Source organism: Pseudomonas sp. H11T01, assembly GCF_048515765.1.
In the GTDB taxonomy this organism is placed as follows: Bacteria; Pseudomonadota; Gammaproteobacteria; order Pseudomonadales; family Pseudomonadaceae; genus Aquipseudomonas.
Genome location: NZ_JBLYED010000041.1, coordinates 26752 through 50918, shown reverse-complemented (window position 1 = coordinate 50918; position 24167 = coordinate 26752). Strand labels below are relative to the sequence as shown.

Annotated in this window: 25 protein-coding genes and 1 pseudogene; 15 read left to right on the top strand and 11 right to left on the bottom strand. The window is 59.0% G+C overall.

All coding sequences use genetic code 11. From position 1 onward, the window contains the following. Positions 1–308 precede the first annotated feature (308 nt). Positions 309–1031 (top strand): lysophospholipid acyltransferase family protein, encoded by a 723-nt coding sequence (locus ACN1C3_RS31585; protein WP_419119648.1) that lies wholly within the window; start codon positions 309–311, stop codon positions 1029–1031. Positions 1032–1092: 61 nt separating this feature from the next. Here ACN1C3_RS31585 and ACN1C3_RS31580 read toward each other — a convergent pair whose 3' ends face one another. Beyond that, on the bottom strand, positions 1093–1464 hold the full coding sequence (locus ACN1C3_RS31580) for a hypothetical protein (RefSeq protein ID WP_419119647.1): 372 nt from the start codon (positions 1462–1464) through the stop codon (positions 1093–1095). A gap of 234 nt (positions 1465–1698) precedes the next feature. Between ACN1C3_RS31580 and ACN1C3_RS31575 the strand changes: the two genes are divergently transcribed. Next, positions 1699–2997 (top strand): serine/threonine protein kinase, encoded by a 1299-nt coding sequence (locus ACN1C3_RS31575; protein ID WP_419119646.1) that lies wholly within the window; start codon positions 1699–1701, stop codon positions 2995–2997. After that, positions 2990–3778: a VacJ family lipoprotein gene (locus tag ACN1C3_RS31570; RefSeq protein WP_419119645.1), complete on the top strand. Its 789-nt coding sequence runs from the start codon at positions 2990–2992 to the stop codon at positions 3776–3778. The genes ACN1C3_RS31575 and ACN1C3_RS31570 overlap by 8 nt, the downstream gene beginning before the upstream one ends. 97 nt (positions 3779–3875) lie before the next feature. Here the strand turns inward: ACN1C3_RS31570 and ACN1C3_RS31565 are convergent, their stop codons facing one another. Then, positions 3876–4790 (bottom strand): DUF808 domain-containing protein, encoded by a 915-nt coding sequence (locus ACN1C3_RS31565; RefSeq protein ID WP_419119644.1) that lies wholly within the window; start codon positions 4788–4790, stop codon positions 3876–3878. A gap of 134 nt (positions 4791–4924) precedes the next feature. On the opposite strand from ACN1C3_RS31565, the gene ACN1C3_RS31560 reads away from it, so the two are divergent. Beyond that, a complete protein-coding gene (locus ACN1C3_RS31560) occupies positions 4925–5530 on the top strand; it encodes a TetR/AcrR family transcriptional regulator (RefSeq protein WP_419119643.1) in 606 nt (201 codons plus the stop codon). A 131-nt stretch (positions 5531–5661) separates the two neighbouring features. Here the strand turns inward: ACN1C3_RS31560 and ACN1C3_RS31555 are convergent, their stop codons facing one another. Together ACN1C3_RS31555 and ACN1C3_RS31550 are read right to left on the bottom strand one after the other, a co-directional pair. Beyond that, on the bottom strand, positions 5662–6120 hold the full coding sequence (locus ACN1C3_RS31555) for an REP-associated tyrosine transposase (protein ID WP_419119642.1): 459 nt from the start codon (positions 6118–6120) through the stop codon (positions 5662–5664). 211 nt (positions 6121–6331) lie between these two features. Beyond that, positions 6332–6772 (bottom strand): GlcG/HbpS family heme-binding protein, encoded by a 441-nt coding sequence (locus tag ACN1C3_RS31550; protein ID WP_419119641.1) that lies wholly within the window; start codon positions 6770–6772, stop codon positions 6332–6334. 265 nt (positions 6773–7037) lie between these two features. Here ACN1C3_RS31550 and gcl point away from each other — a divergent pair, with 265 nt between their 5' ends. The 8 genes from gcl to ACN1C3_RS31510 all read left to right on the top strand — a co-directional run bounded on the left by gcl (position 7038) and on the right by ACN1C3_RS31510 (position 16595). Next, positions 7038–8813 carry a glyoxylate carboligase gene (gene gcl, locus ACN1C3_RS31545; protein WP_419119640.1) on the top strand — a complete coding sequence of 592 codons (1776 nt, stop codon included), beginning with the start codon at positions 7038–7040 and terminating at the stop codon, positions 8811–8813. Positions 8814–8949: 136 nt separating this feature from the next. After that, the gene (hyi, locus tag ACN1C3_RS31540; protein ID WP_419119639.1) at positions 8950–9765 is read left to right on the top strand and encodes a hydroxypyruvate isomerase; all 816 of its coding nucleotides are present in this window, start codon (positions 8950–8952) and stop codon (positions 9763–9765) included. 88 nt (positions 9766–9853) lie between these two features. Next, positions 9854–10744 carry a 2-hydroxy-3-oxopropionate reductase gene (locus tag ACN1C3_RS31535; RefSeq protein ID WP_419119638.1) on the top strand — a complete coding sequence of 297 codons (891 nt, stop codon included), beginning with the start codon at positions 9854–9856 and terminating at the stop codon, positions 10742–10744. Positions 10745–10898: 154 nt separating this feature from the next. Beyond that, complete coding sequence (locus tag ACN1C3_RS31530; protein ID WP_419119637.1) at positions 10899–12179, top strand: glycerate kinase type-2 family protein; 1281 nt, start codon at positions 10899–10901, stop codon at positions 12177–12179. After that, a complete protein-coding gene (gene pyk, locus ACN1C3_RS31525; RefSeq protein WP_419119636.1) occupies positions 12169–13584 on the top strand; it encodes a pyruvate kinase in 1416 nt (471 codons plus the stop codon). The genes ACN1C3_RS31530 and pyk overlap by 11 nt, the downstream gene beginning before the upstream one ends. 155 nt (positions 13585–13739) lie before the next feature. Then, complete coding sequence (locus ACN1C3_RS31520; protein ID WP_419119635.1) at positions 13740–14660, top strand: urea transporter; 921 nt, start codon at positions 13740–13742, stop codon at positions 14658–14660. 21 nt (positions 14661–14681) lie between these two features. Further along, positions 14682–15506, top strand: coding sequence for an ion transporter (locus ACN1C3_RS31515; protein WP_419119634.1), 825 nt, complete (start codon positions 14682–14684; stop codon positions 15504–15506). Positions 15507–15596: 90 nt separating this feature from the next. Continuing rightward, the gene (locus ACN1C3_RS31510) at positions 15597–16595 is read left to right on the top strand and encodes a sulfate ABC transporter substrate-binding protein (RefSeq protein ID WP_419119633.1); all 999 of its coding nucleotides are present in this window, start codon (positions 15597–15599) and stop codon (positions 16593–16595) included. A 60-nt stretch (positions 16596–16655) separates the two neighbouring features. Here the strand turns inward: ACN1C3_RS31510 and ACN1C3_RS31505 are convergent, their stop codons facing one another. The 3 genes from ACN1C3_RS31505 to ACN1C3_RS31495 form a co-directional block, all read right to left on the bottom strand. Beyond that, entirely contained in the window at positions 16656–17273 is a 618-nt protein-coding gene (locus ACN1C3_RS31505; RefSeq protein WP_419119650.1) for a DUF5666 domain-containing protein, read from the bottom strand. Between the two features lie 78 nt (positions 17274–17351). Continuing rightward, positions 17352–18110 carry a molybdopterin-dependent oxidoreductase gene (locus tag ACN1C3_RS31500; RefSeq protein ID WP_419119632.1) on the bottom strand — a complete coding sequence of 253 codons (759 nt, stop codon included), beginning with the start codon at positions 18108–18110 and terminating at the stop codon, positions 17352–17354. Continuing rightward, positions 18103–18711 carry a cytochrome b/b6 domain-containing protein gene (locus tag ACN1C3_RS31495; protein ID WP_419119649.1) on the bottom strand — a complete coding sequence of 203 codons (609 nt, stop codon included), beginning with the start codon at positions 18709–18711 and terminating at the stop codon, positions 18103–18105. Before ACN1C3_RS31495 ends, ACN1C3_RS31500 begins: the two co-directional genes overlap by 8 nt. A 222-nt stretch (positions 18712–18933) precedes the next feature. Here ACN1C3_RS31495 and ACN1C3_RS31490 point away from each other — a divergent pair, with 222 nt between their 5' ends. Further along, the gene (locus ACN1C3_RS31490) at positions 18934–20142 is read left to right on the top strand and encodes an MFS transporter (protein WP_419119631.1); all 1209 of its coding nucleotides are present in this window, start codon (positions 18934–18936) and stop codon (positions 20140–20142) included. Between the two features lie 106 nt (positions 20143–20248). Here ACN1C3_RS31490 and ACN1C3_RS31485 read toward each other — a convergent pair whose 3' ends face one another. Next, a complete protein-coding gene (locus tag ACN1C3_RS31485; RefSeq protein ID WP_419119630.1) occupies positions 20249–20653 on the bottom strand; it encodes a type II toxin-antitoxin system HicB family antitoxin in 405 nt (134 codons plus the stop codon). 249 nt (positions 20654–20902) lie between these two features. Here ACN1C3_RS31485 and ACN1C3_RS31480 point away from each other — a divergent pair, with 249 nt between their 5' ends. Then, complete coding sequence (locus tag ACN1C3_RS31480) at positions 20903–21559, top strand: peroxiredoxin-like family protein (RefSeq protein WP_419119629.1); 657 nt, start codon at positions 20903–20905, stop codon at positions 21557–21559. Positions 21560–21599: 40 nt separating this feature from the next. Continuing rightward, on the top strand, positions 21600–22487 hold the full coding sequence (locus ACN1C3_RS31475) for a LysR family transcriptional regulator (RefSeq protein WP_419119628.1): 888 nt from the start codon (positions 21600–21602) through the stop codon (positions 22485–22487). Positions 22488–22643: 156 nt separating this feature from the next. Here ACN1C3_RS31475 and ACN1C3_RS31470 read toward each other — a convergent pair. The 3 genes and pseudogenes from ACN1C3_RS31470 to ACN1C3_RS31460 form a co-directional block, all read right to left on the bottom strand. Beyond that, positions 22644–22874: pseudogene (locus tag ACN1C3_RS31470) on the bottom strand (hypothetical protein); the annotation flags it as partial. 290 nt (positions 22875–23164) lie between these two features. Then, positions 23165–23566 carry a RidA family protein gene (locus ACN1C3_RS31465; RefSeq protein ID WP_419119627.1) on the bottom strand — a complete coding sequence of 134 codons (402 nt, stop codon included), beginning with the start codon at positions 23564–23566 and terminating at the stop codon, positions 23165–23167. A 191-nt stretch (positions 23567–23757) separates the two neighbouring features. Beyond that, positions 23758–24162 (bottom strand): hypothetical protein, encoded by a 405-nt coding sequence (locus tag ACN1C3_RS31460; RefSeq protein WP_419119626.1) that lies wholly within the window; start codon positions 24160–24162, stop codon positions 23758–23760. Positions 24163–24167 lie beyond the last annotated feature (5 nt).

Genomic DNA, 24167 nt, shown 5'->3' with positions numbered 1-24167 from the left:
CTGGAAACAGTGCCCCCTGGCAGCGATCTTCACCTTGGATATAGCGCATAAGAAAAATGCCCGCATCTTGCGATGCGGGCATTTTCTTGAACCGGAGAGCAGATTGCTAGGTTTTCACACAATCTGCTTGAGTCGGGCTTTTTCTTGGGCTTTCGTTTAACCCCCCTCGGCCGCTCTAAACCGCATCTGACGCTCCGGGTCGGAAACATGCGCTCAAACATCGGCTATCTCCCGCCTCTATACAGCTAATTGCCGAATACAGTGCACATCCGTACACTGCGCCACCTTTTATCCCGGCGGGCCTGTAAATGCTGTATCTGTTTCGTATGTTATTGATGAGCCTGCATTTTATTGCTGCGGGAGTGCTCGGGGTGGTGCTGGGGCTATGTCGGCCGTTCAATCCGGATAACAGCCGTTTGTGCGCACGCCTCTATGCCTGGCCGGCCATGTGCATTTTGCGTCTGCGAGTAAAGGCCGAGGTCGGCCCGCTGATGGACAAACCACCAGGCTGCGTGATCATTGCCAATCACCAGTCCAACTATGATTTGTTCGTGCTCGGCAATGTGGTGCCACGGCGCACGGTGTGCATCGGCAAGAAGAGTCTGAAATGGGTGCCGCTGTTCGGGCAATTGTTTTGGCTCGCCGGCAACGTGTTGATTGACCGAGGCAATGCGCACAAGGCACGCCAATCAATGCTGACCACCACACACACCTTGCGACACAAGGACACGTCGATCTGGGTATTCCCTGAAGGCACGCGCAACCTTGGTGAAGCGTTGCTGCCGTTCAAGAAAGGCGCGTTTCAGATGGCGATTGCCGCCGGGGTGCCGATCGTTCCGGTGTGCGTCAGCAGCTACATCAAGCATATGCGCCTGAACCGCTGGCGCAGTGGCGAAATTCTGATCCGCTCGCTGCCGGCAATCCCTACCGCCGGGTTGAGCCTGGACGATATGCCGATGCTGATGGCTCAGTGTCGCGAGCAGATGCGTCAGTGCATCGAGTCGATGGATCGACAGTTGCAACCGGCCTGACAGGCCGAAGCAAGACGGCGGGGAGCACATCCCGCCTCCTCCGCTATCTCGCGATTTGTGCTCAAGCAGCGACGCGCGGCGCCCTGACCAACCGCAGTGCCGCAATTACTACCGCAAACACCGCAAGACTGACGTTATAAAACGCCAACGCCGGAAAGCCGATCAACAGCGCCAGCACCGCCAGCCTCCATCCGGCCCGCCCCGGCACCAGGAACGCGATGATTGCCGCCGACAGCGCTGCCCAGCCCATGACTTTGAAATGAATCAGAAGCCCCAGCGTCGAGCGCGCCTGGCACTCCCAACGGCTGGCCTCATCGACACAGATGCCAACCCATTGGGCATCCTCCATCAATCCGTAACGCACGCCATAAACGGCAGCCAGCCATAACGGCAAAACAATGAGCAGCAAAATCACGGGCAGGCGGCGGGACATGAAGTACTCCGATAAACGAAAACGGCGCACAGCTTAATCGCCCGACGACGGTATGCAAGGGTGTTGCACAGATAACTGTTCACGAAATGGCCGCAAAGTGTATCGTCCAGCTACTATTATCCCGATTATGGCTGTTTGAACCGACTTTTTGTGCCGATGCATGGCACTTTGGTTACAGCACGGTGGTCATAGCCTGCGTACCTCACTCGGCACCTTCCTCTCAGGGATTTAGTCATGTTCCGTTCCTTGCGCTTCGCTGCCTTGTTTGGCGGCCTTATCTTGAGTGCGTCCGCACTGGCAGTCGATGTCGACGCGGTCAGTTATGGCTACCCGCTGACCAATCCGTTCGAGGCGACCATTGCCACGACACCACCGGATCTACGGCCAGAGCTGCCGGCCGATGAGGATATCAACCAAGGGGACTACACCCTGACGTTGCGCCCGGAGCGTGAGTTCAACCTGCCGGACAACTTCTGGGCAGTGAAAAAGCTCACCTACCGCATGGCCAAACAGGATCATCCCGCACCGCTGATTTTCCTGATTTCCGGTACGGGTGCGCCCTACAACAGCAGCATCAACGAATACCTGAAAAAGCTCTATTACAAAGCCGGCTACCATGTGGTGCAACTGTCGTCGCCGACCAGTTTCGACTTCATGAGCGCCGCCTCGCGCTTTGCCACACCTGGCGTGACCAAGGACGACGCCGAGGACCTGTACCGCGTCATGCAAGCCGTACGTGCGCAAAACCCGAAACTGCCGATCACCGAGTTCTACCTCACCGGTTATAGCCTGGGCGCTTTGGATGCGGCGTTTGTCAGCAAGCTGGATGAAACCCGGCGCAGCTTCAACTTCAAGAAAGTCTTGCTGCTCAATCCACCGGTCAATCTCTACACCTCGATCACCAACCTGGACAAGCTGGTACAAACGGAAGTCAAGGGCATCAACAACAGCACCACGTTTTATGAATTGGTGCTGAACAAACTGACCCGCTACTTCCAGCAAAAAGGCTATATCGACCTCAACGACGCCCTGGTCTACGACTTTCAACAGTCCAAACAGCATCTGAGCAATGAGCAGATGGCCATGCTGATCGGCACCTCGTTCCGCTTCTCGGCGGCCGACATTGCCTTCACCTCGGACCTGATCAACCGTCGTGGCCTGATTACCCCGCCCAAGTACCCGATCACTGAAGGCACCAGCCTTACACCGTTCCTCAAGCGCGCCTTGCAATGCGACTTCGATTGTTACATCACCGAGCAGTTGATCCCGATGTGGCGCGCCCGCACCGATGGCGGCAGCGTGCTGCAACTGATTGACCAAGTCAGTCTGTACGCGCTCAAGGACTATCTGCACGACAGTCCGAAGATCGCCGTGATGCACAACGCTGACGATCTGATTCTCGGCCCGGGCGACCTCGGTTTTCTGCGTAAAACCTTCGGCGACCGTCTGACCGTTTACCCTCACGGCGGCCATTGCGGCAACCTCAACTACCGCGTCAACAGCGACGCCATGCTGGAGTTCTTCCGTGGTTAAACCTCTCCTGCTAATCGCTGCGTTACTCTGCGCAGGCTATGCCAACGCCGACAACAGCAAGGCCAACACCACCACCGTGGTCGATCAGGACGGCTTCACCGAGCCCATGACCAAACTCAAGTTCAACCCGGGGCTGGACCAACGCGAATTCGAACGCTCGACTTTGAACGCGCTGAATGTCTATGACCCGCTGGAGTCGTGGAACCGCCGGGTCTATCACTTCAACTACCGCTTTGATCAGTGGGTGTTCCTGCCGGTGGTCGATGGCTATCGCTACATCACCCCAGGCTTCCTGCGCAGCGGGGTCAGCAACTTCTTCAACAACCTTGGGGATGTGCCCAACCTGGTGAACAGCCTGCTGCAGCTCAAAGGCAAGCGCTCCATGGAGACCACCGGCCGCCTGCTGCTCAACACCACCATCGGCATCGCCGGTTTGTGGGACCCGGCAACCATGATGGGCCTGCCACGCCAGAACGAAGACTTCGGCCAGACCCTGGGCTTCTATGGCGTCCCAGGTGGTGCCTACATTGTCCTGCCGATCCTCGGCCCGTCGAACCTGCGTGATACCGGCGGCCTGGTGTTCGACTTCACGGCAGAATCGCAGATCAACTTCTTGAACGTCTCGCAGGTCAGCGGGAATCATCCGGAGATCTGGGTCCTGCGCGGCATCGACAAGCGCTATCAGACCAGATTCCGCTATGGGCAGACGAACTCGCCGTTCGAGTACGAAAAAGTGCGTTACGTCTACACCGAGGCGCGCAAGCTGCAGATTGCCGAGTAACGCGATCTGCGGGACAAGGGTAAAGAAAAAGGCCATTCGACTAAACCGAATGGCCTTTTTTGTTTCGAGACCGCTTACGTGTATTGATCCGCAATCTTCAAGCCTTCGCCACCCGCCAGACCTCGCCGACCGCCATCACCCCCATCAAAACCACCGCCCCGGCAATAATCCCGGCCACCGCATTAAGCAGTGTCGGCACGATCAGCGAAAAGCCGCCTGTGCTCTGGCTCACGCTTTCGATCCAGTGATGAACCGCCGGCACGCCGTGGGTCAGAATCCCGCCGCCGACCATGAACATCGCCGCAGTACCGATCACCGACAGGCTTTTCATCATGTACGGCGCGGCACGCAGGATGGCGCCGCCGATGCTTTTGGCCATCTGCCCCGGCTTCTGGGTCAGCCATAGCCCGAGGTCGTCGAGTTTGACGATGCCGCCCACCAGACCATAGACGCCGACGGTCATAACGATGGCGATGCCCGACAGCACGATGACTTGCTGCATCAGCGGCGCATCGGCCACGATGCCCAGCGTGATGGCGATAATTTCCGCCGAAAGAATAAAGTCGGTGCGCACAGCGCCTTTGATCTTGTCCTTCTCGAAGGCCACCAGATCGGTCTTGGGATCGGCCACGGCTTCGATCAACTGATCGTGCTCGGCCTGATCTTCGGCTTTGCTATGCAGGAACTTATGGGCGAGCTTTTCAAAACCTTCGAAACACAGGTACGCCCCGCCGAGCATCAACAGCGGCGTCACCAGCCACGGTGCGAAGGCGCTGATGGCCAGCGCGGCAGGAACGAGGATCAACTTGTTGCGAAACGAACCCTTGGCAACCGCCCAGACTACCGGCAATTCTCGCTCGGCGCGTACACCCGACACCTGCTGGGCATTGAGTGCCAGATCGTCACCCAGGACGCCGGCGGTCTTTTTCGCCGCCATCTTGGTCATCAAGGCGACATCGTCGAGCACGGCGGCGATGTCGTCGATCAGCACCAGCAAACTGCTTCCTGCCATGGGTCAGGCTTCCTTCGGTCATAAATTTTGCCGAGCATAACGCGGCATAACGCGCCGTGGGGCATTCTTGAGCCCCGCGCAAAGCCGGTGCTACCATGCGCAACCGCCAGAACAGGCAAGGAATCACCTGGTTTATGAGCACCATCCGCGAGCGCAATAAAGAACTGATCCTGCGTGCAGCCAGTGAAGAGTTTGCCGACAAAGGCTTCGCTGCGACCAAAACCAGTGACATCGCGGCCAAGGCGGGGTTGCCCAAGCCCAACGTTTACTACTACTTCAAGTCCAAGGAAAACCTCTATCGCGAGGTGTTGGAAAGTATCATCGAGCCGATCCTGCAGGCCTCGACGCCGTTTAATGCCGACGGCGTGCCCAGCGAAGTGCTGAGTGGCTATATCCGCTCGAAAATTCGCATCTCCCGCGATCTGCCGTTTGCTTCCAAGGTGTTCGCCAGCGAAATCATGCATGGCGCACCGCACCTGAGCCCTGATCAGGTCGAGCAGCTCAACGCTCAGGCCAAACATAATATCGACTGCATCCAGACCTGGATCGACCGCGGCCAGATCGCCCCGATCGACCCCAATCACCTGATGTTCAGCATCTGGGCCGCGACCCAGACTTACGCCGACTTCGACTGGCAAATCTCAGCCGTCACCGGCAAAGCCAAGCTCGATGAAGCCGATTATGAAGCGGCGGCGCAGACGATTATCCGGCTGGTGCTCAAGGGGTGTGAGCCAGACTGATAGACCGTGGTGCGGCGATTCGCGAGCAAGCCCGCTCCCACACGGGATCTTCGGCGTACACAAATCCAGTGAACACCAGAGACCCAATGTGGGAGCGGGCTTGCTCGCGAAGGGGGCAACTCGGTTTCGGATCAAATCCAAATCGCATCCCACAGTGGATAGTCGCCAAGCCGCTTTACCAACCCTGCCCGCAAAGGGTTAGCCACGACATACCGGGCAACTCTGACCAAGCTTTCTTCTTGCCGCAATGAATGATCATGATACCCCTGCTGCCAGAGGCTGCCTGTCCTGCCAGCCGCTGCATTGACTGTTCGAGCACTCAAGGATTTGGTCTGGCACATCAATTCACCCAGTGACCCTTTTTGCAATTGCACAAGCCAGTGAAAATGATCAGGCATGACTACCCACGCCAAGGAGTCGGCAAAACCCTGGTCCTGTGCTTGCTTAAACTGGTGTACCACCATCCTGCCAAGGGTGAAATCCCTGAAAACCGGCTCCCGCTTAAGGGGGTTGGCCGTCAGGAGATAGATCCGGTTTTGCTCCGCATAGCGACCAATGCGCAAGCGATGTGAAGCTGACAGCTCAAGCATTCCTTTGCCCTCTTATGATGAACTCATGAAAAGGCTAGACCTGCGAATGCCGAATGGTAGAGCAGACTTTTAGCTGGATGTGTCTGGAAGATTGCTTTCGCGAGCAAGCCCGCGCCCACATTTGGTCTCTGGCGTTCACAAAATTTGTGTACTCAGGAGATCCCTGTGGGAGCGAGCTTGCTCGCGATAGCGGTAGATCAGTCAGCTCAGATCAAGCGGTTACCCCCGCATCCGCCTGCAACCCCTGCGCTTCGATGGCGCTGATTGCGCATTGCTCGTCGATGTCTGAAGTATCGCCGCTGATGCCGATGGCGCCGATCACCACGCCCTCCTGATCGCGAATCAACACCCCGCCCGGTGCTGGCACCACGCTGCCCTGCCCCAGACTATTGAGGGCTGCGATAAACGCCGGCCGCTGTTGCGCATCCAGCGCCAACAGGCGTGAACCCTTGCCCAGCGCGATCGCGCCCCAGGCTTTGCCGATAGCGATCTGCGGCCGTAGCAGGCTCGCGCCGTCTTCACGCTGCAAGGTGACTAGATGCCCGCCGGCATCAAGTACTGCGATGGTCAGCGGTGCCGCGGCGATCTTGCGCCCCGCGACTATGGCTCGACCGGTCAGGCTGACTGCGACTTTCAAGGTTAAAGCGCTCATGGGTGCCGTCCTTATTTTGTTATGGGGAAAGCCTTTGGAATTCGGCAAAGCGAAATCCGATACGACAAATAGAACACAATGAGTTATTTTTTTGTATACAATAATTCTCGAAAAGCTGCTCATGCGACGAAAAGCCACAGTACTTCAGGCTTCTGACGAATGAAACAGCCGCTTGAGAAAATGGATTGACCTGCGCCGTCCGCCGTGAATACACTCTGCGCAAAGCCACTTGTATACAATTACAAAACGTAAGAGGCACAAAACCATGAGCAAAATGAGAGCAATCGAAGCCGCCGTTCTGGTGATGCGCCGTGAAGGGGTTGATACCGCTTTTGGCATCCCTGGTGCAGCCATCAACCCGCTGTACTCCGCCCTGCAGAAGGTCGGCGGCATAGATCACGTCCTCGCTCGCCACGTTGAAGGCGCCTCGCACATGGCCGAGGGCTACACCCGCACTAAAGCCGGCAACATCGGCGTGTGCATCGGTACTTCCGGGCCAGCCGGTACCGACATGGTCACCGGGCTCTACAGCGCCTCGGCCGACTCGATTCCGATCCTTTGCATCACTGGCCAGGCACCCCGGGCCCGTATGCACAAGGAAGACTTCCAGGCTGTCGACATCACCAGCATCGTCAAGCCAGTGACCAAGTGGGCGACCACCGTTCTGGAGCCGGGCCAGGTGCCTTACGCCTTCCAGAAAGCCTTTTTCGAAATGCGCTCCGGCCGTCCTGGCCCAGTGCTGATCGACCTGCCGTTCGACGTACAAATGGCAGAAATCGAATTCGACATCGACGCCTACGAACCACTGCCGCTGGCCAAGCCAACGGCTAATCGGGTGCAGGTCGAGAAAGCCCTGGCCATGCTCGATCAGGCTGAACGTCCGTTGCTGGTCGCCGGTGGCGGCATCATCAATGCCGACGCCAGTGACTTGCTGGTGGAGTTCGCTGAGCTGACCGGTATCCCGGTCATTCCGACCCTGATGGGCTGGGGCACCATTCCTGACGATCACCCGCTGATGGTCGGCATGGTTGGTCTGCAAACCTCGCACCGTTATGGCAACGCGACCATGCTCAAATCCGACGTGGTGCTGGGTGTTGGTAACCGTTGGGCTAACCGTCACACCGGCTCGGTGGACGTTTACACCGAAGGTCGTCGCTTCATTCACGTCGACATTGAACCGACTCAAATCGGCCGCGTATTCACCCCTGACCTGGGCATCGTTTCCGACGCGGGCCTGGCACTGAAAGTGTTCATCGAAGTTGCCCGCGAGTGGAAAGCCGCCGGCAAACTGAAGGACCGCAGTGCCTGGCTGAAAGACTGCCAGCAGCGTAAAGCCAGCCTGCACCGCAAGACTCACTTCGACAACGTGCCGGTCAAACCGCAACGCGTGTACGAAGAGATGAACCAGGTGTTCGGCAAAGATACCTGCTACGTCAGCACCATCGGTCTGTCGCAGATTGCCGGCGCGCAATTCCTGCACGTCTACAAGCCGCGTCACTGGATCAACTGCGGTCAGGCCGGCCCCTTGGGCTGGACCATTCCGGCGGCGTTGGGCGTGGTCAAGGCTGACCCGAGCCGCAAGGTCGTTGCCTTGTCCGGCGACTACGACTTCCAGTTCATGATCGAAGAGCTGGCGGTGGGCGCGCAGTTCAAACTGCCGTACATCCACGTGGTGGTGAACAACTCGTACCTGGGGCTGATCCGTCAGGCGCAGCGCGGTTTCGACATGGACTTCTGCGTGCAGCTGTCCTTCGACAACCTCAACGCCCCGGAGCTGAACGGTTACGGCGTCGACCACGTCGCGGTTGCCGAAGGCCTGGGTTGCAAGGCCCTGCGGGTCTTCGAACCGGCGCAGATCCAGCCGGCACTGCGCAAGGCTCAGGAAATGATCGAAGAGTTCAAGGTTCCGGTGATCGTCGAGATCATTCTGGAGCGCGTGACCAACATTTCCATGGGCACCGAGATCAACGCCGTCAACGAATTCGAAGACCTGGCGCTGGTCGGCAGCGATGCGCCGACGGCGATTTCGCTGCTGGATTAACTATTGATCGCACCCCTGTGGGAGCGAGCCTGCTCGCGAAGGCGGTTTTACATCCGACAAAGATGTTGGCCGACACACCGCTTTCGCGAGCAGGCTCGCTCCCACAGGAGGCCTCACACATATACAGGAGACCACCATGCCGCGTTTCGCAGCCAACCTGTCCATGCTGTTTACCGAGCAGGATTTTCTTGCCCGCTTCGAAGCTGCCGCCAAGGCCGGCTTCAGTGGTGTCGAATACCTGTTCCCCTACGACTTCAGCTCCGCCGAGATCAAGGCCCAGCTCGATGCCCACGGCCTGACCCAGGTGCTGTTCAACCTGCCGGCCGGTGACTGGGCCAAGGGCGAACGCGGTATCGCGTGCCTGCCGGATCGGGTTGAAGAGTTCCGTGCCGGGGTCGACCTGGCGATTGCCTACGCACACGTTCTGGGCAACACCCAGATCAACTGCCTGGCCGGCATCCGCCCACAAGGCGTCGACGATGCCATCGTGGAAAAAACCTTCGTCGACAACCTCAAGTACGCCGCCGACAAGCTGCAAGCAGCGGGTATCAAACTGGTGATGGAAGCGATCAACACCCGCGACATCCCGGGCTTCTACCTGAACAACACCGCTCAGGCTCTGTCGATTCGCGAACAAGTGGGCAGCGCCAACCTGTTCCTGCAATACGACATCTACCACATGCAAATCATGGAGGGCGATCTGGCCCGGACCATGGCCAACCATCTGGACGAGATCAATCACATCCAGCTCGCCGACAACCCGGGGCGCAATGAGCCGGGCACTGGCGAGATCAACTACCGCTTCCTGTTCGAACACCTGGACCGCATCGGTTACCAGGGCTGGGTCGGCTGCGAATACAAGCCGCTGACCACGACTGAAGCAGGTCTGGGCTGGTTGAAAACCCATGTGGGAGCGGGCTTGCCCGCGAAAGCCACACCTCAGTGTGCCTGACTCACCCCAGTGTCTAATTCGCGGGCAAGCCCGCTCCCACATAAAGCCTCATCGCCTGCTAATAGCATAAAAACAAGAGGATTTTCTCATGGCTAAAATCGGATTCATCGGCACCGGCATCATGGGCCACCCAATGGCGTTGAACCTGCAAAAAGCCGGTCACAGCCTGTTCCTGTCGGCGCACCACGATCCTGCCCCTGCTGACTTGGTGGCCGCGGGTGCGATCGCTCTGGCGACCCCGAAAGAAGTCGCTCAGGAAGCCGAGTTCATCATCGTCATGGTTCCGGATACCCCGCAGGTCGAAGACGTGCTGTTCCGCGCCGACGGCGTGGCTGCCGGTGTCGGCCCAGGCAAGATCGTGATCGACATGAGCTCGATTTCGCCGACCGCAACCAAAGCCTTCGCTGCGAAAATCAACGAAAAAGGCGCGCAATACCTCGACGCCCCGGTGTCCGGTGGTGAAGTCGGCGCCAAGGCTGCCACCTTGAGCATCATGATCGGCGGCGACAGCCAGGCCTTCGAACGCGCTCTGCCGCTGTTCCAGAGCATGGGCAAGAACATCACCCTGGTCGGTGGCAATGGCGACGGTCAAACCGCCAAAGTGGCGAACCAGATCATCGTCGCGCTGAACATCCAGGCCGTTGCTGAAGCCCTGCTGTTCGCTTCGAAAAACGGTGCCGATCCAGCCAAGGTCCGTGAAGCGCTGATGGGTGGTTTCGCTTCGTCGAAGATCCTCGAAGTCCACGGCGAACGCATGATCAAAGGCACCTTCGATCCAGGTTTCCGCATCAGCCTGCACCAGAAGGACCTCAACCTGGCCCTGGCCGGCGCTCGCGAGCTGGGCATCAACTTGCCCAACACCGCCAACACCCAGCAAGTGTTCAGCACCTGCGCGGCCATCGGCGGCAGCAACTGGGACCACTCGGCGCTGATCAAAGGCCTCGAGCACATGGCGAACTTCTCGATTCGCGATAAGTAACATCACGGATCGTTCCCACGCTCTGCGTGGGAATGCAGCCCGTGACGCTCCGCGTCACAAAAGCGGACGCAGAGCGTCCAGTGAGGCATTCCCACGCGGAGCGTGGGAACGATCATGTAGCCCTACCCAATAACAAGAAACTCGGGAGCCCGCCATGTCGGTCGATCCGCAACAATTCCTGCGTGAGCTGTTCGCCACAGCCATCGATGCCGCCCATCCGCAGCAAGTCCTTGAAGCGCATTTACCCAGTGATCGCAGCGGTCGAGTGATCGTCATCGGCGCTGGCAAAGCGGCGGCGGCCATGGCACAAGTGGTCGAGCGTTGCTGGCACGGCGACGTCTCGGGACTGGTCGTGACCCGCTACGGCCACGGTGCCCCTTGCAACAAAATCGAAGTGGTCGAGGCCGCCCACCCGGTGCCTGATGCTGCCGGCCTGGCCGTGGCGAAACGGGTACTTGAACTGGTCAGCAACCTGAGCGAAGACGACCGGGTGATCTTCCTGCTCTCGGGCGGTGGCTCGGCATTGCTGGCACTGCCAGCGGCCGGCATCACCCTTGCCGACAAACAGTCGATCAACAAAGCCCTACTCAAATCCGGCGCCACCATCGGCGAGATGAACTGCGTACGCAAACACCTCTCGGCGATCAAGGGCGGCCGTCTGGCGAAGGCCTGCTGGCCAGCCACTGTCTACACCTATGCGATTTCCGATGTACCGGGCGACCTCGCGACCGTGATCGCTTCCGGTCCGACCGTGGCTGACCCGAGTACCTCGGCCGAAGCCCTGGCCATTCTCAAACGTTACGCCATTGAGGTGCCGGCGACGGTGCGCAGCTGGCTGCAAAGCGCGGAATCGGAGACGGTCAAACCCGGTGATCCGAGCCTCGCCCGCAGTCACTTCCAGCTGATCGCTCGCCCCCAGCAATCCCTGGAAGCGGCGGCGGTGAAAGCTCGTCAGGCGGGTTTCAGCCCATTGATTCTCGGCGATCTGGAAGGCGAGTCCCGCGAGGTGGCCAAGGTCCACGCGGGCATCGCCCGTCAGGTGGTCTTGCACGGTCAGCCACTGGCTGCACCTTGCGTGATTCTCTCGGGCGGTGAAACCACCGTCACCGTACGCGGCACGGGTCGCGGCGGACGCAACGCCGAGTTCCTCTTGAGCCTCACCGACAGCCTCAAGGGGCTGCCGGGCGTTTATGCACTGGCCGGCGACACCGACGGTATCGACGGCTCCGAAGACAACGCCGGCGCCATCATGACCCCGGACAGCTACGCCCGCGCCGCCGCCCTGGGCCTGAGCGCCAGCGATGAGCTGGATAACAACAACGGTTATGGCTACTTCGCCGCGCTGGATGGGTTGATCGTCACCGAACCGACCCGCACCAACGTCAACGACTTCCGCGCCATCCTGATCCTCGAGAGCCCTAAACATGACGCCTGACAAGAAAGTCAAAATCCTCGCCACCCTCGGCCCTGCCGCAGACGGGATCGACGCTATCCGTGAGCTGGTCGAAGCCGGGGTGAACATCTTTCGCCTCAATTTCAGCCATGGCGATCACGCCGACCACGCTCAGCGTTACCAGTGGATTCGTGAAGTCGAGAAACAGCTGAATTACCCGCTGGGGATTCTGATGGACCTGCAAGGCCCGAAACTGCGGGTCGGGAAATTTGCCCAGGGCAAGGTTCAACTGGTGCGCGGTCAAGCGTTGCGTCTGGACCTGGACGCGACACTTGGTGACCAACGCCGGGTCAACCTGCCCCACCCGGAAATCATCGCCGCGCTGGAACCGGGCATGGACCTGCTGCTGGACGATGGCAAGCTGCGCCTGCGGGTAACCGCCAAACACGCCGACGCCATCGACACCACCGTGCTCAACGGCGGCGAGCTGTCTGACCGCAAGGGCGTCAACGTCCCGCAAGCCTTGCTCGAACTAAGCCCGTTGACCGCCAAGGACCGCCGTGACCTGAGCTTCGGCCTGGAACTGGGTGTGGACTGGGTCGCGCTGTCGTTTGTGCAGCGTCCGGCAGACATCCTCGAAGCCCGCGAGCTGATCGGCGACAAAGCCTTTCTGATGGCGAAAATCGAGAAGCCGTCGGCCGTCGAACACTTGCGCGAAATCGCCGAGCTGAGCGACGCGATCATGGTTGCCCGGGGTGACCTGGGCGTGGAAGTCCCGGCCGAAAGCGTGCCGCAGATTCAGAAGAACATCATCAGCATCTGCCGCCAGCTCGGCAAACCGGTGGTGGTGGCGACGCAGATGCTCGAGTCGATGCGCTTCTCCCCGGCACCCACTCGCGCTGAAGTCACCGACGTCGCCAACGCCGTGGCCGAAGGTGCCGATGCGGTGATGCTTTCGGCAGAAACCGCCTCTGGAGATTACCCACTGGAAGCCGTGCAGATGATGAGCAAGATCATCCGCCAGGTCGAAAATGGCCCGGATTATCAAGCGCAACTGGACGTCAGCCGACCACAGGCCGAAGCCACGGTGTCGGACGCCATCAGCTGCGCGATCCGCCGCATCAGCAGCATTCTGCCGGTGGCCGTGCTGGTGAACTACAGCGAATCCGGCAGCTCCAGTTTGCGGGCTGCGCGGGAACGACCAACAGTGCCGATTCTCAACCTGACGCCAAACCTGCAAACCGCCCGCCGCCTGACCGTGGCCTGGGGTGTGCACTCGGTGGTCAATGATCGGCTGCGTCAGGTTGATGAGGTCTGCTCCACCGCCCTGGAAATCGCCCAGGCACAAGGCATGGCCAAGCGTGGCGATACCTTATTAATCACTGCGGGTGTGCCTTTTGGTCAGCCTGGGTCGACCAATTCGCTACGGATCGAGACGTTAATTTAGCGCCTGCACTGGCCCCATCGCGAGCAGGCTCGCTCCCACATTGAATTCCTACTGTTCACAATATTTGCGTGCACAGGAGATCTAATGTGGGAGCGAGCCTGCTCGCGATGGGGACACCGCGGTTTATCAGGCATCCCCCTTTCACAGACACCACCATGTCCACACACCACTTCAACACTCACTGCCCCGACTGGGCCACAGCCCTGCTCAACGGCTTCAGCCAGATTTTCCTTCAGCGCGATCCGCTGTGCGGCCTGCTGTGTCTGTTGGCGATTCTGCTCACGGCCCCGACGCTGTTGGGCGGTGCATTACTGGGCGGTGTCGCCGGCTTGCTCACCGCGCAACGTCGCGGCTATGCCAAGGTCGATCGACAGGCCGGACTCTTCAGTTACAACGGCGTCTTGCTCGGCTTGCTGCTGAGCCAGCAATTCGCCTGGTCAGCCATGCTGCCGCTGCTGATCATCGCCAGTGGTGGTCTCAGTGCGATCCTCACCCAGCAATGGCTCAAACGCACCCGCACCCCTCATTGTCTGCCGGCTTACACCGCACCTTTCGTGGGTTTGAGCTGGTTGCTGCTCAGCTTCGCAGCTCCCCATCAGACCGCGCCCCTCCAGTTACCCGAACTCAATACCCTCAACCTGCTCAGCGCCGAGTTCAAAGGGCTGGGGCAGATCATGCTGCTCGATAACCCGTTGGCCGGTGCATTGATCGCTGCCGGACTGATGATTGCCAACCGTCGCGCCGCCGCTTGGGCGCTGGTGGGCGCAGGTGCCGGATTGACGTGCGCTTTACTGCTTAACGAGTCTTCAACCGCGCTGCTTGGTTTGAACGGCTATAACCCGGCATTGGCCGCCCTCGCTTTCAGCCAGCAACGTCGCCAACCCTGGTTGCCTGTGTTCGGCATTGCGCTGGCCATCCTGCTGACACCCGGCTTCAACGCGCTGGGTCTATCGGCCCTCACCGCCCCCTTCATCCTCGCCTGCTGGCTGGTCCGTGCCGGCACTCGAGTGTTGCGCCAGGCCGCCGTGGACAGTGCGCCTTGCACTATCAGGGAGAATCCCCCTAGGCTTCGCTGATCATTGGTTCAGGCGCTCCCCATGAACAGCAGCAACAACTGGCGTGAACAGCTTTACGTCATGATTTTCCAGACTGACACGGTGGCCGGGCGACGTTTCGACAGCGCACTGCTGTTGATCATTCTCGCCAGCCTGGTGATTGTGATCCTCGACAGCATCGACAGCGTTCACCAGAACTACGCCAACGTTCTGGCCTATATCGAATGGGCCTTTACCGTGGTCTTTGTTATCGAGTACGGCCTGCGCCTGTACTGCTCGCCCAAGCCAATGCGCTATGCCTTCAGTTTCTACGGGCTGGTGGACCTGCTGGCGATTGTCCCGGGGATCCTTGCGCTGTATTACGCCGATGCCCAATTCCTGCTGATCATCCGCATCATCCGGATGCTGCGGATCTTCCGCGTACTCAAGCTCAGCCCGTACCTCAAGCAAGCCAACTATTTGATGTCAGCCTTGCGCGGCAGCAAACAAAAAATCATCGTATTCCTGCTCACCGTGTCGACCCTGGTCACGGTATTCGGGACCTTGATGTACGTGGTCGAAGGCCCCGAGCACGGGTTCACCAGCATTCCCAAGGGCATTTATTGGGCGATCGTCACCCTGACCACCGTCGGCTTCGGCGACATCGTGCCCAAAACGCCACTGGGCCAGGTCATTTCATCACTGGTGATGATCACCGGTTACTCGATCATCGCCGTGCCCACCGGGATCTTCACCGCCGAACTGGCCAACGCCATGCGTGGCGAACAACTGCAGCACGACTGCCCGGTGTGCAAGAAAAACAGTCACGAACATGGCGCGGCATTTTGCTCGCGCTGCGGCAATGTACTGTTTAAGAAAATAGAATAAGCACAGTACTTTTTAATCTTTAAAGAGATATGCAGCCACGGCTATAGTCGCTGGCAAATTGCCCACTTTTACTAGAACAAGGATTGCGCAGTGAAAAAACTCTTTAGCGCCTCACTTTTGGCCGCTGGCCTGGCCTTGAGCAGCGTGGCTCAGGCCGCACCGACCCTGCTTAACGTTTCCTACGACGTGATGCGAGATTTCTATAAGGACTACAACACTGCCTTCCAGAAACACTGGCAAGCCGAGCACAACGAAAACATCATCCTGCAGATGTCCTTCGGCGGCTCCAGTAAACAAGCCCGTTCGGTCATCGACGGCCTGCCGGCTGATGTCATCACCATGAACATGGCCACCGACATCAACGCCCTCGCCGACAACGGCAAACTGGTTCCCGAAAACTGGGTCACTCGCCTGCCGGACCACAGCGCGCCGTTCACCTCGGCCACCGTGTTCATCGTCCGTAAGGGCAACCCGAAAGCCCTGAAAGACTGGCCGGACCTGCTCAAGGACGGCGTGCAAGTCATCGTGCCAAACCCGAAAACCTCCGGTAACGGTCGCTATACCTACCTGTCGGCCTGGGGCTACGTGCTGAAAAACGGCGGTGACGAGAACAAGGCCAAAGACTTCGTCGGCAAGCTGTTCAAGCAAGCGCCGGTACTCGACACCGGTGGCCGCGCCGCCACCACGACCTTCATGACCAACCAGATTGGCGACGTGCTGGTGACCTTCGAAAACGAAGCCGAAATGATCGCCCGCGAATTCGGTCGCGATCAGTTCGAAGTGATCTACCCAAGCGTCTCCGCCGAAGCCGAACCGCCGGTGAGCGTGGTCGACAAAGTCGTCGACAAGAAAGGCACCCGCGCCGTGGCCGAGGAATACCTGAAATACCTCTGGTCTCCAGAAGGCCAGGAAATCGCCGCCGCCAACTACCTGCGTCCGCGTGACCCTGCTGTGCTGGCCAAATACACCGACCGCTTCCCGAAAGTCGACTTCCTCTCGGTAGAGAAAACCTTCGGTGACTGGCGCACCGTGCAAAAAACCCACTTCAATGATGGTGGGATTTTTGATCAGATTTACAGCGGGCAATAAGCGCTGGGCTCAAATGAATAAGGCGACCTTCAGGTCGCCTTTTTTATGCCGGATAGATACTCACATTGGCGGCGTCATGCCATCCTTGCCGGCCGAGATGAATTGCGCCGTCAGGCTGCCATCCGCAGCTTTTTGGGCGAATAATACGACTTTAACGCCGGGCTTGAGCAGGCTGCGGTCGCCGGCCACCAGATTGACGATCGGTACGTCGTCCGGCACCACGATGGTTTTTTTGCCGCCCTTGTAGTTGACGGTCATGGTTCGGCCGTTGCTGGTCACCAGATCGCCGACGCTGCCGTTGGTCATGCTGCTGTCCTTGGTCAGATCAAACGGACGGTGGCCGTCGCCGGTACCGGCCATGTCTGGCGGGAACACGTGGACTTCCAACGCCTTCAAGGTGCCATCGGGCAGCGGCACGGCAGCCGAACCGACGTAGCTGCCGGGCTTGATGTCAGAGATTTGCGCCAACGTCACGCCGCGAACCTGAGTGTCCTGGGTCAGGTTGACGGTCACGTCGCCGTCGCGGTTGGTGTGGACTTTCATCACGTCACCGTCCAGTGCGGTGATCGCTCCACGCACACCGATACGCTGTGCTGGCGCGTCTTGCGCCTGAGCCGTGCCGATGGCCATCAGGGCTGTAACGGCGATGGCTGAAGCCAATACGCTGACACGCGACATCTTGCCAAAAATCGAAGTCATTTAAGGGGTTTTCCTGTGCTGAGGTGCTGAGGTGCTGGGCATCGAACCGATGCTTATTTAAATTCCGCTGAACCAGTTATAGCCCTGATCTTCCCAGTAACCTCCCGGGTATTCATTGGTGACGACGATGGCGCCAATGTGTTTGGGATTTTTGAAACCCAGTTTGGTCGGCACCCGCAGGCGCAACGGATAACCGTATTGGGGTGGCAGTGCGACCTTGCCAAAGTCCAGCGCCAGCAGCGTCTGCGGATGCAAAGCGGTTGGCATGTCGATACTGGAGTAATACCGATCGGCGCATTTGAAGGCGACGTACTTGGCCGTCAGGTCAGCACCGATGTGTTCCAGGAAGGTGCGCAACGGCACGCCGCCCCACTGACCGATGGCGCTCCAGCCTTCAACACAGATCAAGCGGGTGATATCGCTGCGTTGTGGCAGCCGACGCAGGTCTTCGAGGGTCCAGTTCTGTTTATCGCGGACCAGTCCCGAGACCTCGACCCGGTAATCGCTGAGATCGATGTCGGGAACATCGGTTTCTTCGTAATAGGCATTGAACGGAAACGGCCGGGTCAGCTTCGCTTCACTATAGACCGGCGCCAGCCGCTGACCGCTGAAGAGCCAGGCCTGAACCTTGTCGTTCCAGCGCGACATGGCCCACAACACTTTGTCGACTTGATCGCCGTCCTCCAGGTTACAGCCGCTGAGCATAGACATCGCGCCAATGGTCAGCCCCGAGCGCAGGAACAGCCGTCGCTGCACATCGACCAATTGCGTGCGCTGCGCGGGCTCGAGTTTCACCGGTGGTTTGCGCTCACTCATGGGAATTCTCCCGGGTGCGGCCAGTAATCATCGGCAACAAGGTCCGCGGCACCAGCACCACCAGCACAATATGGATCACCACAAACAGACCGATCCCGCTCATGGCGAAGAAATGCACGTAGCGCGCCATGTCGTAACCCCCCATCAATTGCACCAGATCCTGCAGCTGCACCGGTTTCCAGATCGCCAGCCCGGAAAGCACCACCAGTACACCCAACAGCAGCACCAACCAATACAACACGCGCTGAACGGCGTTGTAATGCCCCAAGTGGTGAGTGAGCTTAAGGTGCAGCGCATCGCTCAGGTCCTGCTTGATGGCGGGCACCGAAATGGGCAATAACTGACGGCGGAAATGCCGACTGACCAGGCCATACGCCAGATAAATCAGGCCGTTGACGACCAGCAGCCACATGACCGCTAGATGCACGGCAATCGAGCCTCCGAGCCAGCCGCCGAGGGTTGACCAGTGCGGGAACCGGAAGGCGAACAAGGGCGAGGCGTTGTAGATCCCCCAGCCGCTCATGATCATGCAGGGCATGCCCACCGCATTGATCCAATGGGTGAGCCGGACGGGCAATGGATGAACGCGACGAGTGTTGATAACGGACTCCTTACGAGGCAACGCACTCGCTGAGGCAGTAGATATCAGTAAAGTTATCATCAAGCTTTCACGCAAGGTTTCACGTTTTCGTGATCTTTTCGATCAGTACCGCTCACTCATTCCTATTGGGCATAAAAGCTATCGCCTCGGGTTACCTACTGTGTTGGCGGCCATTCCTTTAGCCTCACTCGCATCCTCCCCTTGTTCGAACGAGAATTGCCAATGAACGCCAAAACCCCAGGGCCGCCCACCGGCACGGCCACCATGACCCGAGGCATGGTGCTGTTGTTTGCATTCTGCTGCGGCGCGATCGTCGCCAATATTTACTACGCGCAACCGATCATCGAACTGATCGCGCCGGACATCGGCTTGTCCAGCACCATGGCCAGCCTGATTGTGTCACTGACGCAGATTGGCTATGCCCTCGGCTTGTTCTTTCTAGTGCCGCTGGGCGACCTGCTGGAAAACCGCCGGTTGATGATCATCACCACTGTGATCGCCATCGCCAGCCTGCTGGGCGCGGCATTCATCGATCAACCTAACGCGTTTTTGCTAATTTCACTGCTGATTGGCTTCAGTTCGGTGTCGGTGCAAATCCTGATTCCATTGGCTGCACACCTGGCGCCGGCCGAGTCTCGCGGGCGCGTGGTAGGCGGGATCATGGGCGGTTTGCTGCTGGGGATTCTGCTGGCTCGCCCGGTATCCAGCGTGGTGGCCGACCATTTCGGCTGGCGCGCCATGTTCATCGCAGCGGCCCTGTTGATGGCGGCGATCAGCATCGTACTTGCTGTCACCGTGCCCAAGCGTCAGCCCGACCATAGCGCGACCTATGGCCAGTTGCTGCGTTCCTTGGGCACGTTATTGAGCCAACAACCGATACTGCGTCAGCGGGCGTTTTATCAGGGCTGCATGTTTGCCACCTTCAGCCTGTTCTGGACCGCCGTACCGCTGGAACTGGCGCGCAATCATGCGCTGTCACAAACCCAAATCGCCCTCTTCGCCCTGGTCGGTACCATTGGTGCCATCGCAGCGCCCATCAGCGGACGCCTGGCCGACGCTGGCCACACGCGCATCGCGTCGCTGCTGGCGATGCTGTTTGCCGCGCTGAGTTTCCTGCCTGCGTTAGTCCATCCGGCCTACAGCGTGATCGGCCTGGCGGTGACCGGCGTGGTGCTGGATTTCTGCGTACAAATGAACATGGTGCTCGGCCAACGCGCGGTCTACGCCCTCGACGCCGCCAGTCGCAGCCGCCTCAACGCGCTGTACATGACCAGCATCTTCATCGGCGGCGCCTTTGGTTCATCGATTGCCAGTGCGCTGTACGAACAGGGCGGCTGGCTGTGGATCGTGATCGTTGGCAGCGCGTTTCCGTTGCTGGCACTGATGCGGTTTTTGAGTGTTTCAGAGAAGGGAGTGCTGGTGACTGTGTGAATCTCAAAAGCTTCGCGGGCAAGCCCGCTCCCATAAGGTTTTCCGCAACCTGTGGGAGCGAGGCTTGCCCGCGAAAGCGATTTTTCTGACGATCTAAACGCTGCACCTAGTGCCGAACCAACTTCTCCATCGCCGCATCTGCCAAAAATGAGGAGCGGCTTTTAACGTTGTGCTCACGCACATAACGATCGATGCGCTGAATGACGAAGCCTGGCAGCGTCACGTTTACCTTCTCGGTTTTGCCGAGATAAGGCGCGATATCAAGCTCCAGCATTCCCCAACCCATGTCGGCGAAATCGGGATTACCACGGTGCGCCGCTGCCGAAGTCGGCATAGGAATGGCCTGTCCGTCAGCGGCAATCTCTTGCAGCATGATGTGCGCGATCTCGACCGCCGCGTTGTAGGCCTCTTCGAATGTATCGCCTGCGGTCACGGCACCCGGTATATCGGGGATCTGAATACCGATAGCAGTGTTTTCGTCGCCCCATTCGATACAGATTGGATATTGCATTGCGGTTCTCCTGCGAAACTACAGCCTTGCTAGACAAGCCCAGCTCGCCTCCTATAACCCTGGAGTTATTTTTATTCAAGCACAAAGAACCGATCCATGACTTCCTGTTGTTTTACCGGGTGTTGAACAAGCGATGAGCTCATTCCCCGCGAGCATGAATCCTATGCTCCCCACCTGCGTTCCAAGCCATTCCCTCCCCGGTCATCATTCGTCTCAGCCACTCGGCTCCTCTCTTTAAGGAATACGACGATGACACTTCAAGTAAAACTCGACGCCTTCAAGGCCGACTTCAAAGCCGGTAAACCTCCCTACAACGCCCCGGCCGAAATCCATCCCGTCATGGAGCGCGCCACCGCCGAGTTGATCGCATCGGGCGCCGCCGAGCGGGCACTCAAAGTCGGTGACAAAGCGCCGCTGTTCACCCTCAAGGATCCCGATGGCAACGCGGTATCCTCCGCCGAACTGCTGGCCAAAGGGCCGCTGGTCCTGACCTTCTATCGCGGTGTCTGGTGCCCTTACTGCAACTTGGAGTTGCAAGCCTTGCAGGCATTCCTGCCAACCTTGCAGGAAGCGGGAGCGAGTCTGCTGGCAATCTCTCCGCAAATCGCCGCCAACAGCCGCAAGTCGGTTCGCACTAATGGCCTGGAGTTTCCGATTCTCAGCGATACTCACAATGACGTCGCGGCAGCCTTCGGCTTGCGCTTCGAGTTGCCGGACTACTTGATTGATCTGTACAAGAATCTGCGCAACGACCTGCCGACCTTCAACGACGATCCGTCCTGGACGCTACCGATGCCAGCGCGCTACGTGATCGGTCAGGACGGGGTGATTCGCTACGCCGAGGTCAACCCGGATTACACTCAACGCCCAGAGCCCGAAGCGATGCTGGCCTCCATTGGCGGCTAAACCGCTCTGACGCATCACATCCACTGCATAAGGAAACTCGATGGACCGTCTGGCGACGATGGAAACTTTTGTCTGTGTGGTGGAAACCGGCTCGTTCTCCGCCGCCGCCCGGCGCTTGAATATCGGTCAGCCTGCCGTGTCAAAAACCATCGCGCAGCTAGAGGCGCGATTGGCGGTTCGCCTGTTGCTGCGCTCGACCCGCGGGCTGACGCCGACCGAGGCCGGGTTGGCGTTTTTCGAGCGAGCCAAGCGTTCCATCGAAGAAGCCAACGAAGCCGATTTCGCCGCACGCGGTGCAGGTACCGGGCTTACCGGGAATTTGCGTATTTGCGCGGCAGTGACCTTCGCCCGGCTGCACATCGTTCCGCATCTGGGGCCGTTTCTCGATCAGCATCCGGATCTGAACATCGATGTGATGCTGGACGACCGCAATATCAATCTGGTGGAAGAAGGCATCGACGTCGCCCTGCGTATGGGCACGTTGAGTGATTCAGGCCTGACCGCACGCAAGATCAGCGAATGCCGCCGAGTGGTGCTCGGCACAACGGCGTATTTCGAAAAGCATGGCGAGCCCACATCGCCGTCTGACCTGATGAAACATCAGGCGATCGTCTACACCTTGGGGGGTGGCGCCAATTGGCAATTCACCCAAAGTGACAGCGAGCAGTCGGTGATTATCAATGGACGAGTGCGGGTCAATGCTGCCGAAGGTTTGCGTGAGGCCGTGCTGGCCCATCAGGGGCTGACCATGGCTTCGCAGTGGATGTTCGCTCCGGAGCTGGCCAGTGGCGAGGTCAAGGAAGTGATGACCGATTGGCATCTGCCGAGCCTGGACCTGTGGGCAGTGTTCCCCACCGGGCGCATGGCCAGTGCCAAGGCGCGGGCGTTTGTGGATTATGTGGAGCAGTTGTTGGTGCGCAAGGGTTAGCAAAGATCAATGAGCGAGTGCACCGCAAAAAGATCGTCCGAACGCGGCCCGAACCATCGGCAGCTCTTACAGGGGGTACCGCGTGCACCCGCAATTCCAGGTGTGCGCTAATCCGTAGCTGCAGCAGGCTGCGATCTTTTCACAGGCGCAGCAGATTCAATTGTGATACTGACGCCCCAACCCCGACGGCACGCCATGAATATCCGTCTCTTCCCAAGGCCCGTTCGGGCTGACGGAGCGGCTCCAGCCGTTGTTCCAGCGGTAGTAGGTGCGTTGGCGGTAGAAGGTGTCGGTCTGGTCGTCGAGGACGTAGACGCCCAACTTTGCATCCCAATGGCTATTGCCGCCCGGTGGCGGAGCGAAACTCGCGGAGGTGCGCGGCAGCGGCAATCTCTTGCAGCCGGCAAGTCTTTCTTGGGATGGGGTATGGGTATCTGTTTTACAGAGTGTTGAATGACTATGGCGCCAACTTTGCAGAAAGCTGGAGCGAGTCTGCTGGTGAGCTGTAAGCGGTGTTCCCTTGAGATTTATTCTGAATGTTCCGACGCCTTCGCGGGCAAGCCACGCTCCCACAGGTACTGCGCTATTTCTGTAGAAGAGAGGCTTGCCCGCGAAGAGGCCCGATCAGCCAAGGCAAATTCTGATCGATTGCCTCAACCAGCCATCACTCAATGACGTCAGTCGGCAAGCACCGCTTCGGCCTCGATCTCGATCAACCACTCCGGTAGCGACAATCCACTGACGATGATCCAGGAGGATGGCGGCGGATTGTCAGGGAACCGCTCGCGCAACACCTTGACGATAGATTCCTGCTCGTTGCGAGCCGATTCGGCGATGTAGATCCGCAACATGATCACATGGCTTAAATTCCCTCCCCGCTCAGCCAACAGCTTCTCGATGTTATCGATGGCCGTGCAGCTTTGCTCGAACAGGCCAGGCCCAACCGTGCGCTCGTTGGCATCGACACCGACCTGACCGGAAAGGAGCAATCGGCGACCCCCACGCACCTCTAGCGCTTGACTGAACCCGTACTGCAGCGAGTTGAAAACCGAGGACGGATTGATCGCGGGCCTCTGCATGTTGCCTCCTGAAAATGGGGTGACCGCAAACCCTAGCCGAATACAGTTCGCAGTCCTACTCGAAGAAGGTCGACTGCAAAATCTGGAAATACATCCTGACATTCCACGGAGAGCGCCTTTGGTAAAGGCGTTGAAAGCCTCTTGATCTGCGGCTGAAAAAAAACGGCGATCTCGATAGATCGCCGTTTTCTTCACTGCTGGTATTGACGCCCCAACCCCGATGGCACGCCATGAATATCCGTCTCTTCCCAAGGCCCGTTCGGGCTGACGGAGCGGCTCCAGCCGTTATTCCAGCGATAGTAGGTGCGTTGGCGGTAGAAGGTGTCGGTCTGATCGTCGAGGACGTAGACGCCCAGCTTCGAATCCCAATGGCTATTACCGCCCGGTGGCGGGGCGAAACTCGCGGAGGTGCGTGGCAGCGGCTTGGCGGGCTTGGTTGGAGTGGTCGGTTTACCAGGCGTCGTAGACGGAACCGGTTTGGTGCTCGGCCCCGAAGGCGGGATGGGTGGCAAGGTGGTTGGCGCCGGGTGTTGGACCGCACAGGCGCTTAACCCCAGGACCAGACTAAGCAGGGTGATACGAGCAATGGCGGTCATAGGTG

Coding starts and splice junctions, on each gene's coding strand:
- ACN1C3_RS31585 (WP_419119648.1), top strand. CDS start 309: ATGCTGTATCTGTTTCGTATGTTATTGATGAGCCTGCATTTTATTGCT.
- ACN1C3_RS31580 (WP_419119647.1), bottom strand. CDS start 1,464: ATGTCCCGCCGCCTGCCCGTGATTTTGCTGCTCATTGTTTTGCCGTTA.
- ACN1C3_RS31575 (WP_419119646.1), top strand. CDS start 1,699: ATGTTCCGTTCCTTGCGCTTCGCTGCCTTGTTTGGCGGCCTTATCTTG.
- ACN1C3_RS31565 (WP_419119644.1), bottom strand. CDS start 4,790: ATGGCAGGAAGCAGTTTGCTGGTGCTGATCGACGACATCGCCGCCGTG.
- ACN1C3_RS31560 (WP_419119643.1), top strand. CDS start 4,925: ATGAGCACCATCCGCGAGCGCAATAAAGAACTGATCCTGCGTGCAGCC.
- ACN1C3_RS31555 (WP_419119642.1), bottom strand. CDS start 6,120: ATGCTTGAGCTGTCAGCTTCACATCGCTTGCGCATTGGTCGCTATGCG.
- ACN1C3_RS31550 (WP_419119641.1), bottom strand. CDS start 6,772: ATGAGCGCTTTAACCTTGAAAGTCGCAGTCAGCCTGACCGGTCGAGCC.
- gcl (WP_419119640.1), top strand. CDS start 7,038: ATGAGCAAAATGAGAGCAATCGAAGCCGCCGTTCTGGTGATGCGCCGT.
- hyi (WP_419119639.1), top strand. CDS start 8,950: ATGCCGCGTTTCGCAGCCAACCTGTCCATGCTGTTTACCGAGCAGGAT.
- ACN1C3_RS31535 (WP_419119638.1), top strand. CDS start 9,854: ATGGCTAAAATCGGATTCATCGGCACCGGCATCATGGGCCACCCAATG.
- ACN1C3_RS31530 (WP_419119637.1), top strand. CDS start 10,899: ATGTCGGTCGATCCGCAACAATTCCTGCGTGAGCTGTTCGCCACAGCC.
- pyk (WP_419119636.1), top strand. CDS start 12,169: ATGACGCCTGACAAGAAAGTCAAAATCCTCGCCACCCTCGGCCCTGCC.
- ACN1C3_RS31520 (WP_419119635.1), top strand. CDS start 13,740: ATGTCCACACACCACTTCAACACTCACTGCCCCGACTGGGCCACAGCC.
- ACN1C3_RS31515 (WP_419119634.1), top strand. CDS start 14,682: ATGAACAGCAGCAACAACTGGCGTGAACAGCTTTACGTCATGATTTTC.
- ACN1C3_RS31505 (WP_419119650.1), bottom strand. CDS start 17,273: ATGTCGCGTGTCAGCGTATTGGCTTCAGCCATCGCCGTTACAGCCCTG.
- ACN1C3_RS31500 (WP_419119632.1), bottom strand. CDS start 18,110: ATGAGTGAGCGCAAACCACCGGTGAAACTCGAGCCCGCGCAGCGCACG.
- ACN1C3_RS31490 (WP_419119631.1), top strand. CDS start 18,934: ATGAACGCCAAAACCCCAGGGCCGCCCACCGGCACGGCCACCATGACC.
- ACN1C3_RS31485 (WP_419119630.1), bottom strand. CDS start 20,653: ATGCAATATCCAATCTGTATCGAATGGGGCGACGAAAACACTGCTATC.
- ACN1C3_RS31480 (WP_419119629.1), top strand. CDS start 20,903: ATGACACTTCAAGTAAAACTCGACGCCTTCAAGGCCGACTTCAAAGCC.
- ACN1C3_RS31475 (WP_419119628.1), top strand. CDS start 21,600: ATGGACCGTCTGGCGACGATGGAAACTTTTGTCTGTGTGGTGGAAACC.
- ACN1C3_RS31465 (WP_419119627.1), bottom strand. CDS start 23,566: ATGCAGAGGCCCGCGATCAATCCGTCCTCGGTTTTCAACTCGCTGCAG.
- ACN1C3_RS31460 (WP_419119626.1), bottom strand. CDS start 24,162: ATGACCGCCATTGCTCGTATCACCCTGCTTAGTCTGGTCCTGGGGTTA.